Origin of the sequence: Niallia oryzisoli, assembly GCF_036670025.1 — a bacterium.
GTDB classification, from domain to species: domain Bacteria; phylum Bacillota; class Bacilli; order Bacillales; family Cytobacillaceae; genus Bacillus_BD; species Bacillus_BD oryzisoli.
In genome coordinates this window covers 747,081-760,747 of the sequence record NZ_CP137640.1, presented here as the reverse complement: position 1 = coordinate 760,747, position 13,667 = coordinate 747,081, and the positions used below count along the sequence as shown (strand labels likewise).

The window sequence follows — 13,667 nt, the reverse complement described above, 5'->3', positions numbered from 1 at the left end:
GTACTGATCCTTCCCACTCCTTTAAACTTCGAGTCAACCTGCCTGCTTATACTTTTTTAGAAAACCACGCAGGATATGATTGAATTGATCCGTCGCTTCTAGTTTAGCGATATGGCCGCAGTTTTTGAAGATTACGAGTTCGGAATTTGGTATATTTTTATGCATTGAAATTTGGAACCTAATCGGAAGAACATCATCGTACTGGCAGCCAATGACAAGAGTGGGCACGGAAATGACAGATAATAACTCCCTGTTATCGATGTTGAGACATGCTTCCATTGATTTGTAGTAACCTACCGGATGAGGATTATAAAACTCAGTGAATTTTTTTATATTTTCCTCACTCCATGAATAGAGACTTCTGCGCGCGGCAAGATTTCGCTGTTCTTCAGGTGTCAAATCTTTTGCGCATGATTTACGATAGGCCACAAACCACTCACCAATTTGTTTCGGTACAAAGTGAAAGGTACTGACTAATATTAACGAACGACATCGTTCAGGAGCTTGCCGATAAATTTCTTGAGCAACCGTCCCTCCCATAGAAAATCCACATATGTGAACGCTCTCAATTTCTAGTTCATCGAGCAAGGCAATCATATCTTTAGCGAAGTTTTCGATGGATATACCGTGTAGTGTATCATTCTGTCCATGACCGCGCAGATCCGGAATGATCAGGTCATATTGGTCAGCCAATATTTGTTGGCGCGACCAGCTTTCTTTCATTTCACCAAGACCGTGAATGAGCAATAGCGGTTCACCTCTGCCAAGACGTTTGTATGGAAGCTTTACGTTACCGGATATCATTGTAAACATAAAATGACTCCCCCCTTTTTTTAAGGTGCAAAATAACAAAGTTTTTCGCGTTGGTGGCTAGCTTCAGCGCCTTGCTCGTCACATGGCACTCGGGCTATTTTTAGTACATTTTGTATAACCTTAATTTTACCAGTTTTTTTAAAAATTCACAAGATTGTCACATTTATAATTGATACGGCTTCCCGTATCTTCTTCCATCCACATACGTCTACCACCGGCACTACAGCACCTCACTGTGTCACGAATGCGTTCCATGTCAATGAGTTCTTAATCTCAACTATTCTAAAATAAAAGTCTTCATTGACAAAACTAAATATTAATTATACCATATTCGCACAAAATGTCATTATACGTACACTTGCGTTACTATAATAGGAGGTCCTTTTAATATGTTAAATCAAAATTCGGAAAATTCTAATGAAGAATCTAAAAATAACTTTGAAACATCTGGTGATTTTCTTAAGACACTTGATCGAGGATTAACGGTTATTAAATGTTTCCAAAATAACCCAAGTTTAACTATTAGCGAGGCTGCTGTACTAAGTGGATTATCTCGTCCGGTAACTAGAAGAGTGCTTCTAACATTAGAACATCTCGGATATGCCAATTCAAAAGATGGTAAATTTTCTCTTACAACGAAAATTCTCTCTTTAGGGTATTCCTATCTTTCTTCACATAACATCTGGGAAATTGCCCAACCATATCTTAAAAAATTATCTAATCAAATTAATGAATCCAGCTCTCTCTCCATTTTGGATCATACACATGTTGTATATGTCGCGCGTGTATCTGTGAATAGAATTATGAAATATTCCTTAGAAGTAGGAACCCGTCTGCCAGCTCACACTACTTCCCCCGGAAGACTACTTCTCGCTTACCTTCCTGAACACAAATTAGACTATTATTTTGAACAAGCAGAACTGAAGGCTATTACAGAAAAAACAAATACTAGCGAAGCACAAATTCGTGAGGAGCTAAAAATAATCCGTGAAAACGGCTGGGCGTTATGCCAGGACCAATTGGAACTTGGACTAATCTCTATTGCAGCGCCAGTTAGAGATATACGAGGAGAAATTGTTGCTGCAGTGAATTGCCCAACACATTCCGGAAGAGTAGATATTAATAAAGTAATCAATGAATACCTCCCCCTCGTCTTAGAAACGGCTGAAATGATTAGCCATAACATTGAATTCGAAATTATCCAGTAAAAATAAGCTGGAATACTTCAAAGTCCAAGATTTATGAAGAGGTGTATCTTAGAGGAAAAATATCGCCGTGATCGTACCATCTTTACTTACATATGCCGGTTTACGTGTAGCTGAACTTCTAAAGTGAACTACCCACCACTTAGCTAACCTTACGGTCTGCTTGAAGTGGGGGCTTCTCGACTTACTACATGTTAAATATAACCTTCTCAACAAACTAAAAATGAGGCTGCTCATGTGAAGAGCAGCCTCATTTTTCAATAATTCTTATTACATCCCCGTGAAGACAGCCTGTCTTTTTTCGAGAAAGGCTTGTGTTCCCTCATTTTTATCGTCGGATCCAAACAGCACAGCCTGTGCCAGTTTTTCAATCATAAGTGCTGTTTCCATATCCGAGTTAAAGCCGCGATTAATAACAACTTTAGCTAATCTTACAGCCAATGGACCCTTCGCTAAAATCTTGTCCGCTTTTTCCTTTACTGTTGGCCATAATTCCTCCATCGGAACAGCCTTCGATACTAACCCTACCTCTTCCGCTTTTTGAGCGGTTAATATTTCACCCGTTAATATCATATCAAGGGCTCTTCCCTTACCAATAATTCGTGCCAATCGCTGTGTACCGCCCGCACCTGGAATAATCGATAAATTAAGTTCTGGGAGTCCAAATTTCGCATGGTCAGCCGCAATCCGAATATCACATGCCATGGCAAGCTCGCAGCCGCCACCTAATGCATATCCATTAATCGCTGCAATGGTAGCCTTTTGGCAATTTTCAACTTTTTGGTATAGACCAGACATTCCCGGTACGAGAGCATCTTTTGGTTGTTTTTCTCTTAATTGCCCTATGTCCGCTCCAGCAGCAAAGGACTTCTCTCCCGCTCCTGTAATAACAATGACACCAATACCATCATTATTTTCTAATGTTTCCAGTGCATGACTAATTTCAGCTAACGTTTGAAAATCCAGAGCATTTCGTACTTCTGGGCGATTAAGCTTAATAATCCCGATACGGTCCTCTAATTCTACTAAGACATTTTGATAATCCATACACTTTTACATCTCCTTTTTTGATAACATCTTTCCGAACAAATCACATTTTAAGTTATTGATGGAAAGCTATAATTACTTGATTTATCTATACTAAAGTAGGTCTTTTTTCTTCGGCTAACGCTAATAAGCGCTCTTTAATTTTTTCCGGATTAATAAGCTTTTGCGCAACACCTGTTTCCATTGCAGCTGCAGCAACAGCTGCCGCTACATGTGCTGCTACTCTGCGATCAAATGGGTCTGGAATTACATAATCGGAGTGAAGCTCTTCATCTGCAATTAATCCGGCAATCGCCTGAACGGCTGCCAGTTTCATTTCTTCGTTGATTTCTTTCGCTTGAGCGTCCAGTGCACCACGGAAAATACCAGGGAATGCTAGTACGTTATTAACCTGATTTGGAAAATCAGAACGGCCTGTCCCTACGACGAGTGCTCCCGCTTCTATTGCTTCCTTCGGCATGATTTCAGGTATCGGATTTGCCATAGCAAAAATGATTGAATCTGCATTCATAGAACGAATCATTTCTTTCGTAAGAACATCTGGAGCTGATACGCCGACAAATACATCCGCTCCCACAAGTGCATCTGCTAATAATCCTTGTTTTTGTTCTTTATTGGTGATACGAGCCATTTCCTCTTTAAAAGGATTCATGCCGTTCGGACGTCCTTCATAAATAATGCCTTTTGTATCACATAAAATAACATCTTTCACACCCATGCTGAGTAGTAATTTGACAATCGCTACACCGGCAGAACCAGCACCGTTTGCGACAACACAAATCTCTTCGATATTTTTGTTTGCTAGTTTCAAAGCATTGAGTAACCCAGCCGCTGTTACAATAGCTGTCCCATGCTGATCATCATGGAAAATTGGAATATTGCAAATTTTCCGTAAACGTTCTTCAATTTCAAAGCATTGTGGTGCTGCAATATCTTCTAAATTTACTCCGCCAAAAGTCGGTTCCAATAATCTAACAGTTTCTACAATCTTGTCTGAATCTGTTGTATCTAAGCATAGTGGGAATGCATCCACATCTGCAAAGGATTTGAATAATAAGGCTTTCCCTTCCATAACAGGCATAGCAGCTTTCGGTCCAATATTTCCAAGGCCAAGTACGGCTGTTCCATTTGAAACAACGGCAACAAGATTTCCTTTTATCGTGTAGTCATATACTTTACCTTCATCTTCAGAAATTTCTATGCATGGTTCTGCAACACCTGGAGAATAAGCGAGACTTAAATCTTTCGCATCTCGTAAAGGAACTTTTGATTGAACAGTAAGCTTTCCTTGATTTTCCTTATGCATCTTTAATGCTTCTTCACGTAACGCTGACATACAATCCCTCTCCTTAATTCGATAGATATTTGTTTTAATAAACAAAGAGTTAAAGAGAATTCCCCCTTTTTCATAGCATGTTCAAGGATCAACTAGCTACAAAGTACATAGCTATTGTAAATAGACCTACTGTAAGAAAAGAAAACAATAAAACTTTATACTATTGTGCTTTACTTAAATGTTTTTTTTCTAATCTCTCTTCGATTTTTTCAATTGCAGCTTGATTACGTAATATTTGAAGCTTATTTTCATTAACAAGCTCCGTAAAGGAACGCTTTTTTCGTTTACTCATTTTTCATTCACCATCCTTATTTAATAAGGAAAATTTTTTTAGTTGAGTCAATTTCGTAATTGTAATTTTTGTTCATTTTCCTTTACCATGATGATGGCATCCGCTTCTCTAGTAAATATCTATATAAATCACAATTAATGGAGTATTTGGACACTTGTCCAGAAAAAGTGCTCCAACGTATTGGAACGCTAGCCATGTTGTAGTTTCTTTTCTATTATACTGCCAGTGATTTTTCAACAATTTCTACAATATCCATTGTCTTCACTTGATCTTCTACTTCCTTAGCCTTTGTTCCATCACTTAACATAGTTAAGCAATAAGGACAATTACTACCAATTGTAGTTGGGCTAAGACGTAATGCTTGTTCTGTACGTTCCACATTGATGCGTTTTCCTTGAGTTTCCTCTATCCACATTCTGCCGCCGCCGGCACCACAGCACATTGAGTCCGATTTATTACGTTCCATTTCTAAAACCTTCACACCTGGAATAGACTTAAGAATTTGGCGCGGAATATCATAGATGTCGTTATAACGTCCAATATAACACGAATCATGATAGGCAATGGCTTCGGAAACTTCCTTCGTCGGCTTAATTCGTCCTTCTTGAATCCATTTCCAAATCAATTCAGTATGATGATAAACTTCAGCTTCCAATCCAAATTCAGGATATTCATGTTTAAAAGTATTGTAAGCATGTGGATCAATTGTAACAATTTTCTTTACACCATATTTTTGGAAGTTAGCAATGTTCTCTTCACATAATTGTTGGAATAAGAACTCATTCCCCATTCTGCGTGCAGTATCTCCGGAATTGCGCTCATCATTTCCAAGAATAGCGAAATCAATTCCTGCGATATTCATAATTTTAGAGAAAGATTGGACAATCTTTTGACTTCGTTTATCAAAAGAACCCATAGATCCTACCCATAATAAATATTCAAATTCCTCTGCTTCTTTTACTGTCTTAACAGTGATATCTTCACGATCCTCACGCCACTTAATACGTTCCTTACGGTTAATTCCCCATGGGTTACTTTGTCTTTCAATATTTTGAAAGTATCGTGTAGCTTCTTGAGGGATGTTCCCTTCTGTCATAACTAAAAATCTTCTTAAATCAATAATCTTATCAACATGTTCGTTACCTACAGGACATTGATCCTCACAATTTCGGCAGGTCGTACAGGCCCATAGTTCTTCCTCGGTAATGACATCACCAATTAAACTAGGAAATTCTACAGCTGCAGCTGTTTCATGTTCTGTAGAATCTAACGATGGTGATAGTGCAGAGGAGCCAAAAACAAAACTTGGCATCCACGGAGTTCGGGAAGTAACCGTCGCTCCTTTTTCCGTTAAATGATTCCTCATTTTAACGATTAGTTCCATTGGAGATAATGTTTTTCCAGTTACTGATGCAGGACACATATTGGTACATCGTCCGCATTCAGCACAAGCATACAAATCAATTAACTGAGCTTGAGTAAAATCCTCAATTTTCCCTACACCAAACTCTTCAGCACTTTCATCTTCAAAATCTATTTTTCTTAATTTACCAACAGGTCCTTGTTTTTTAAAGAAAATATTGACCATGGCAAACAACTCATGAAATTGCTTTGACTGTGGAACAAATACTAGAAATGAAAATACAGTTAGCATGTGTATCCACCAAAATACGTAAAACAAGATCGTTCCTGCAGTAGTTCCGATTCCAGAAAACAACAGGGCAATGATTCCAGAGAATGGAGCGTAAATAAGGTTTGGTTCATGGCCAACCATAATCGCCTCGAACCCTAAAGTAAATAGAATCGATAAGGTTAGTGTGCTTAAAGCGAAATAAACAAAGGCTGCTTTTCCATCACGCCTCCATTGCAAGCGCTTCAGCTTTTCCCCGTAACGGCGATAAAATCCGTATAGGACTGCCAATAGCATAAGGAATGTTGCCCATTCCTGCAGAAGACTAAAATATTTATGTGCTTCCCCGAAAGGAAATTCATAGCCTTTAATAAAACCTTTTATAATAAGTTCTATGAGTCCAATTTGGATGATAAAAAAGGTATAAAATAATACAAGGTGCATCAGACCGCTTTTCTTATCTTTGAATAATTTTTTGTGGCCTAAGGCATTGCTTGCTACTGTACTGATTCGTTCTTTTAAGTTTGGTTCAAATTCAGACTTTTTACCAAGCTTTATAAATAAGTATCGAGTGTATACAAGATTGACAAACAAATATACTGCATATCCAATCACAGCAAGGAACGCAAGTAAATTCAGCAGTTGTAACATTTTGTTCATCCTCCATTGCTAGTTCAATTTTAGTTTAACGGTTGGGAAAGGTAATGTAATAGAGATAAAGTAGCGAAGGTATACAATAGAAGAAAAAGGTCCCCTCCGCTTCTTTCATGAAGGGGACTTTAATAAAGTGATCCTTACCTATCGAAACTATTACTCTTTTTTAGGCCGTTACTAGTGCCTTTTTAAATTCCTCTGTTAAAAGAGGTACGACTTCAAAAAGATCTCCTACAATCCCATAATCGGCTACTTGGAAAATCGGAGCTTCCGGGTCCTTATTAATGGCCACAATTACTTTAGAATTCGACATTCCTGCTAAATGTTGAATCGCACCAGAAATCCCGCAAGCAATATATAAATCAGGTGTGACAACTTTTCCTGTTTGTCCAATCTGTAAAGAATAATCACAGTAGTCTGCATCACATGCTCCACGGGAGGCTCCAACCGCTCCTCCTAAAACTTCAGCTAATTCCTGAAGTGGCTTAAAGCCGTCTTTGTTCTTTACACCACGTCCACCAGAGATAATCACCTTTGCTTCACTTAAGTCGACTCCGCCCGCTGTCTTTCGAACAATCTCTTTAACGATTGTTCGAATATCTTTGATAACAGGCTGGAATGAAACGACTTCCGATTCATTAGGATTTTTTTGAATGTCAAAGTTATTTGGACGAAGGGTTGCAAATACCTTTCCTTTATTAAATACCTTCTTTTGAAATGCTTTACCTGCATAAATTGGGCGAGTGAAGATAATGTTGCCATTTTCCAATTCTGCCCCTGTGCAATCCGAAGCTAGACCTAATCCTAATCTTGCAGCCGCTCTTGGCGCTACATCTTTACCAATCGCTGTATGTCCCATCAAAATGACATCTGCTTGAACTTCTTCAATCAATTGACATAAAGCTTGAGTATACGCATCGGTCGTAAACGTAGATAATGACTCATCTTCAAGAAGATATACTTTATTTGCTCCGTATTCACTTACTTCTTGAACATATTGAGAAGCCTCTGGCCCAAAGAGTGAAACGATCACTTCTCCGCCTTCGGATAACCCTTGACCTACAGTGATAGCTTCAAAAGAAATATTACGTAACTTTCCATCTTTCGTTTCTGCAAAAACAAGTACTTTTTTACTCATGGCTGTTCCTCCTTAATCAATTTATTAAATTACTTTTGCTTCATTGCGAAGTAGCCGGAAGAGCTCCTTAACCTGCTGATCGATTTCTCCCTCCAAAACCTTGCCTGCCTGCTTTTTAGGAGGTAAATATTGATCTTGAACAGAAGTTCGAACGGTTACATCAATATCTGTTAGCTCTAAATCCTCTACTGATAAGCGCTCAAGAGGCTTTTTCTTCGCTTTCATGATTCCCGGTAAAGAAGGATAACGAGGCTCGTTTAACCCTTGTTGAGTAGTAGCCAAGAATGGAAGATTCACTTCAATTATCTCCACATCTCCTTCCACATCCCTTTCAACTGTAGCCTTGTTCCCATCGAGTGTTAGTCCAGTTATTGTTGATACATGAGGGATACCCATTTCCTCAGCAACCCGTATAGCTACTTGACCTGATCCGGAATCAACTGCCATATTTCCGCCTAGAATTAAATCAAATGATTGATCTTTAACCGCAGCAACAATATATTTACTTAACGTATACTCGTCAACTTCCTCATCTAATTCCACAATTACACCCTTGTCAGCTCCCATTGCTAAAGCTGTTCGCAGAACATTTTCAGAACGATCTGGTCCTAATGTTAAAACGGTAACCTCAGCACCTGATTCTTCTTTAATTTTGATTGCTTCTTCTACTGCATACTCATCATAAGGGTTAAGGATAAATTCAACACCATCTTCATTAATCGCTCCGTTCTCAATGACAAGCTTTTCTTCCGTATCAAAAGTCTGTTTTACTAGAACTAAAATATTCATTCCCATTTTCCTCCTATTCTTTCATTATTTTTTATAGAATTAGAGATATTGATGTTTCAATTGTGCCGCAATAATATTCTTTTGAATTTCAGAGGTTCCTTCATAGATTTTAGTGATGCGGGCATCTCTATAAAATCTTTCAACTGGGAATTCTGCGATATATCCAATTCCACCATGAATTTGAACCGCTTTATCAGCTACACGGTTATAAACTTCTGAACCTAGTAATTTAACCATTGCTGCTTCCTTAATGACCTTCATACCTTGATCTACCATCCAAGCTACTCGATACGTCATACTTCTTAATGCTTCGATCTCAAGTGCCATATCAGCTAAATAATGCTGAATGATTTGTTGTTCAAAGATTGGTTTACCAAACTGTACACGTGAGTTTGCATGTTGAACAGACATTTCCAATAGCTTCTCACATGACCCTAGGTTACGTGCGGCTAATCCTGCGCGTCCGTTTGCTAGTATCTTTAATGCATTGACATAACCTTGGCCTTCTTCACCAAGTACATTCTCTGCTGGTACTTCACAATCCTCAAAGAAAATTTCTGCAGAATGTGACCCGCGAAGTCCCATTTTCTTTTCATTTTTTCCTAATGTAAAGCCTGGGAAATCCTTTTCTACGATGAAAGAGGTAATCCCTTTCGCACCTTTAGATGGATCTGTTACAGCCATAACAGTAAAGACATCTGCAATCGGAGCATTAGTGATATAATGTTTACTACCATTTAATATATATTTATCTCCCTTTTTCACTGCAGTTGTTTTTAGATTCGTAGCATGTGAACCAGCACTTGGTTCTGTCAGAGCAAAAGCACCAATCATTTCTCCGCTCGCCATTTTTGGAAGGTATTTTCTCTTTTGCTCTTCATTTCCCATTTCGACAATCCCAACGGAACCAATTCCCGTATGGGCACCGATGACGGTCGTATATCCATTATGAGTTCTACCTAATTCTTCATAAATGGCACACTTACCAACCATGCCAACTCCTGTGCCGCCGTACTCTTCAGGAATACTTAATCCAAATAAGCCCATTTCCTTGGACATTTTCATGATTTTTTCAGGAATTTCATCTTTTTCTTCAATTTCCATTGCTAGTGGATCAACTTCACTATCGATAAAATCTCTAATACTTTGTTTTAAAAATTTAATGTCCTCTGATAATTCGAAATTCATTTTCGTCACGTTCCTTTCTATTTTTCACTATAATCGTAAAATCCTCGACCTGATTTTCTTCCTAATCTGCCGGCCTTAACATACTTTACCAGCATTGGTGATGGACGATATTTTTCTCCTAAGTTTTGATACAAATATTCCATATTCCTTAAACGACTATCCAAACCAACTAAATCGGCCAATTCCAATGGACCCATCGGATGATTTAATCCTAATTTAAGTGCCTTATCGATATCTTCAGCAGATGCTACGCCTTCCATTAGCATATTCATCGCTTCATTTCCAATTAAACAATTCATACGGCTTGTGACAAAGCCTGGGAACTCGTTTACCTCTACCGTGTCTTTCCCCATTTTTTCTGCTACTCTCTTCACTATTTCTACAGTGGCCTCAGATGTATCTAATCCTTTAATAATTTCAATTAGCTTCATTCGATGAACTGGATTAAAGAAGTGCATCGCTACACATTGCTCCGGCCGCTTTGTTGAAGCCGCAATTTCAGTTGGACTCATTGTTGAAGTATTTGTTGCTAGAATCGCATGAGCTGGTGCCCATTCATCTAATTTTTTGAAAATATCAATTTTAATCTCCATGATTTCTAGCGCAGCTTCAATAACTAAATCAGCATTATTAACTGCATCTTTTAATTCTGTTTTATAAGAAAGATTGTTCAGAGCGAGTTCTCTCTGTTCAGATTGAATATAACCTTTCTCCACACTTTTAGTTAATAGACCCTCAATATAATCTCTTGCACGGAAAGCTGCTTCTTCCGAGATATCCTGTAAGGTTACTGTAAATCCCGCTAATGCTGCACTGTAGGCAATCCCACGACCCATAGTGCCTCCGCCAATAACAGCAATACGATTAACCATATTAAATAACTCCCTTATCTTTCAAATTTGCAATCTCTTCATTGCTATAGCCAAGTAACTCTAGTATCTCTTCCGTATTTTCACCTAACAGAGGAGGTGCCTTCCTTACCGATCCAGGTGTATCTGATAACTTAATTGGAACACCTAACATTTTCAATGTACCAATTGTAGGGTGCTCTACCTCTTGTATCATTTCTCTGGCATGAACTTGCGGATGCGCCAACGTTTGAGCAATATCATTAATAGGACCGCTTGGGACACCTGCCTGCTTTAACCTGTCTATGATTTCAGATGATTCCCGTTGCTTTGTATACTCTGTAAGGATTCCTACCAGTTCTTCACGATTAGCTACTCGATTCACATTCACTGCATACTTTGGATGATCCTTAAGTTCTATTAGTTCTAGTGCATCACACATTTTTCTCCATAACCCATCATTCGGAACTCCAATAATGACGTAACCATCTTTTGTTTCAAAAGCCTGGTATGGAACAAGAGTAGGATGTGCAGATCCGTAGCGTCCTGGTGCTTTACCAGTTGCTAGTACACCCTGTCCTAAATAATTGGATAAGGATACTACTGTATCTAATAGGGAGGATTCTACATATTGTCCTGTCCCTGTCTTTTCTCTGGCTAATAAAGCTAAAACAACCCCAAGTGATGCGTAGAGTCCAGTCGCTAAATCGACAATGGAGAAACCAACTTTCACAGGTGCTTGCCCTGGTTCACCAGTAACGCTCATTAATCCGCCAAACCCTTGCATGATTAGATCATAGGCTGGCTCATCCTTCATAGGGCCGGTTCTTCCAAATCCGCTGACTGCACAGTAGACAAGTCGGGGATTGATTTCTTTGAGAACATCATATCCTAAGCCAAACTTCTCCATTGTACCGTTTCGGAAATTTTCAATTAATACATCTGATTCTGCTACAAGTTTTTTTACAATACGTTGTCCTTCTTCTGTTTTAAGGTTCAATGTAATGGCTTTTTTATTTTTATTCAAACTCATAAAATAAGTGGATTCCCCATGTATTTCGGGAGGAATATAACTTCGTGTTTCATCTCCAAGTCCCGGCTGTTCAACCTTTAAAACCTCTGCTCCCATATCTGCAAGCTGCATACTGCAAAAGGGACCTGCAAGTGTTCTCGAAAGCTCTAATACTTTAATTCCGTCTAATGGACCAGCCATCTAAAACCCCTCCTACAATCCATAGCTAAAGATTGTTCCGTGTATAATATTATAATTTCGTATACGGAACATCTTAGGCAAAAAAATTTCACTTTTCTATTTATCTACTTATTAAGATTACACTTGTAAATTTTCAACAATTGTTGTAATTCCTTGTCCTCCTCCAATACAGAGGGTGACTAATCCATATTTAACCTCTCTTCGTTCCATTTCGTGTAACAATTTGGTCATTAGAATAGAACCTGTAGCCCCTAGTGGATGACCTAGTGCGATAGCTCCACCATTAACATTCACTCTATCTAAATCCATGTTCAACTCTTTTATTACAGCAAGGGCTTGAGCTGAAAAGGCTTCATTTAATTCAATTAATCCAATCTCATCTAAGGATAGTTTAGCAATGGATAGAGCTTTCTTTGTTGCCTCTACTGGACCAATTCCCATGATCTCAGGTGAAACCCCAGAAACTGCTTGGGCAATAATTCTTGCTTTCGGTTTTAAACCACGTTTAAGCGCGGCTTCTTCCGACATGACTAAAACAACTGATGCCGCATCATTTCGACCACTACTATTACCGGCAGTTACTGTCCCATTTTCTTTAAAAACAGGTTTTAAATTCCTTAACTTTTCTAAACTTGTTAATCTTGGGTGTTCATCAACCTCAAATACCTTCACTTCTTTTTTATGTCTGACCTCGTAAGGAACGATTTCTTTACTAAAGCGACCAGATTTAATTGCCTCACTAGCTAGAATTTGACTTCGTAAAGCAAATTCATCTTGTTCCTCCCTTGAGATATGATATTTTCCCGCTAAGTTTTCTGCTGTATATCCCATTGTGAGATTTCCATAAATTTCAATTGGCTGCGAACGTGGCTGACTTTCTGTATTGGGATCAATAATCTCCCCATTTCCCGCCCCATAGCCATATCGTGCGTTGCGAATATAGTAAGGGGCTGTGCTCATAGATTCCGCACCACCAGCAATAATGACTTCAGATTGACCAGTCATTATTTGTAAAGCTGCATTATTGATAGATTGTATTCCTGAACCACATTGTCTATGTACCGTATAACCAGGCACCTCAACTGGAAGTCCAGCACGTAATAATGCTAATCTAGCAAGGTTAGCCGAGTCGGCACTCTGTTTTGTTTGACCAAGGATTACTTCATCAACGTCACCTTTTTCGATTCCTGTACGTAATATAATTTCATCGATTACCTTCGCAGCAAGGAAATCGACCTCTATTTCCTTTAAACTTCCACCAATTCTACCAATGGCTGTTCTAACAGAGTCAACAATCACAGCATTCTTCATCTTTTACCCTCCATACATGTTTTATTAAATAGAAGAAAGGGATCTCAATTTATTTTCTTGTAGTAATACATACTAAACATTTTGTTCCATAAACGGAATATTATATCTTATATGGAACATATAATATCATTCATCAGATAAAACAGTCAATATAATTATTAGAATATTTTGCGAAAATACCATTTTATTCACTTGATGTTATT

The 13,667-nt window shown here is 38.5% G+C and carries 12 protein-coding genes; 1 reads left to right on the top strand and 11 read right to left on the bottom strand.

Features of this window, described 5'->3' with window-relative positions; genetic code table 11:
* Positions 1–33: 33 nt before the first annotated feature.
* On the bottom strand, positions 34–813 hold the full coding sequence (locus tag R4Z09_RS03765) for an alpha/beta hydrolase (RefSeq protein WP_338451050.1): 780 nt from the start codon (positions 811–813) through the stop codon (positions 34–36).
* Between the two features lie 389 nt (positions 814–1,202).
* Here R4Z09_RS03765 and R4Z09_RS03760 point away from each other — a divergent pair, with 389 nt between their 5' ends.
* On the top strand, positions 1,203–2,021 hold the full coding sequence (locus R4Z09_RS03760; RefSeq protein ID WP_338451049.1) for an IclR family transcriptional regulator domain-containing protein: 819 nt from the start codon (positions 1,203–1,205) through the stop codon (positions 2,019–2,021).
* Between the two features lie 267 nt (positions 2,022–2,288).
* Here R4Z09_RS03760 and R4Z09_RS03755 read toward each other — a convergent pair whose 3' ends face one another.
* The 10 genes from R4Z09_RS03755 to R4Z09_RS03710 form a co-directional block, all read right to left on the bottom strand.
* A complete protein-coding gene (locus tag R4Z09_RS03755) occupies positions 2,289–3,065 on the bottom strand; it encodes an enoyl-CoA hydratase/isomerase family protein (protein ID WP_338451048.1) in 777 nt (258 codons plus the stop codon).
* Positions 3,066–3,153: 88 nt separating this feature from the next.
* On the bottom strand, positions 3,154–4,401 hold the full coding sequence (locus R4Z09_RS03750) for an NAD(P)-dependent malic enzyme (RefSeq protein WP_338451047.1): 1,248 nt from the start codon (positions 4,399–4,401) through the stop codon (positions 3,154–3,156).
* A gap of 160 nt (positions 4,402–4,561) precedes the next feature.
* Entirely contained in the window at positions 4,562–4,693 is a 132-nt protein-coding gene (locus tag R4Z09_RS03745) for an FbpB family small basic protein (RefSeq protein ID WP_338451046.1), read from the bottom strand.
* A 214-nt stretch (positions 4,694–4,907) separates the two neighbouring features.
* Positions 4,908–6,974, bottom strand: coding sequence for a (Fe-S)-binding protein (locus R4Z09_RS03740; protein WP_338451045.1), 2,067 nt, complete (start codon positions 6,972–6,974; stop codon positions 4,908–4,910).
* Between the two features lie 169 nt (positions 6,975–7,143).
* The gene (locus R4Z09_RS03735) at positions 7,144–8,115 is read right to left on the bottom strand and encodes an electron transfer flavoprotein subunit alpha/FixB family protein (protein WP_338451044.1); all 972 of its coding nucleotides are present in this window, start codon (positions 8,113–8,115) and stop codon (positions 7,144–7,146) included.
* A 24-nt stretch (positions 8,116–8,139) separates the two neighbouring features.
* Positions 8,140–8,904 carry an electron transfer flavoprotein subunit beta/FixA family protein gene (locus R4Z09_RS03730; RefSeq protein ID WP_338451043.1) on the bottom strand — a complete coding sequence of 255 codons (765 nt, stop codon included), beginning with the start codon at positions 8,902–8,904 and terminating at the stop codon, positions 8,140–8,142.
* A 39-nt stretch (positions 8,905–8,943) separates the two neighbouring features.
* Positions 8,944–10,092, bottom strand: a complete 1,149-nt coding sequence (locus R4Z09_RS03725; protein ID WP_338451042.1) for an acyl-CoA dehydrogenase family protein — start codon at positions 10,090–10,092, stop codon at positions 8,944–8,946.
* A 17-nt stretch (positions 10,093–10,109) separates the two neighbouring features.
* On the bottom strand, positions 10,110–10,964 hold the full coding sequence (locus R4Z09_RS03720) for a 3-hydroxyacyl-CoA dehydrogenase (RefSeq protein WP_338451041.1): 855 nt from the start codon (positions 10,962–10,964) through the stop codon (positions 10,110–10,112).
* A 1-nt stretch (position 10,965) separates the two neighbouring features.
* Positions 10,966–12,153, bottom strand: coding sequence for a CaiB/BaiF CoA-transferase family protein (locus R4Z09_RS03715; protein ID WP_338451040.1), 1,188 nt, complete (start codon positions 12,151–12,153; stop codon positions 10,966–10,968).
* Positions 12,154–12,270: 117 nt separating this feature from the next.
* A complete protein-coding gene (locus R4Z09_RS03710) occupies positions 12,271–13,464 on the bottom strand; it encodes a thiolase family protein (RefSeq protein WP_338451039.1) in 1,194 nt (397 codons plus the stop codon).
* Between the last annotated feature and the right edge of the window lie 203 nt (positions 13,465–13,667).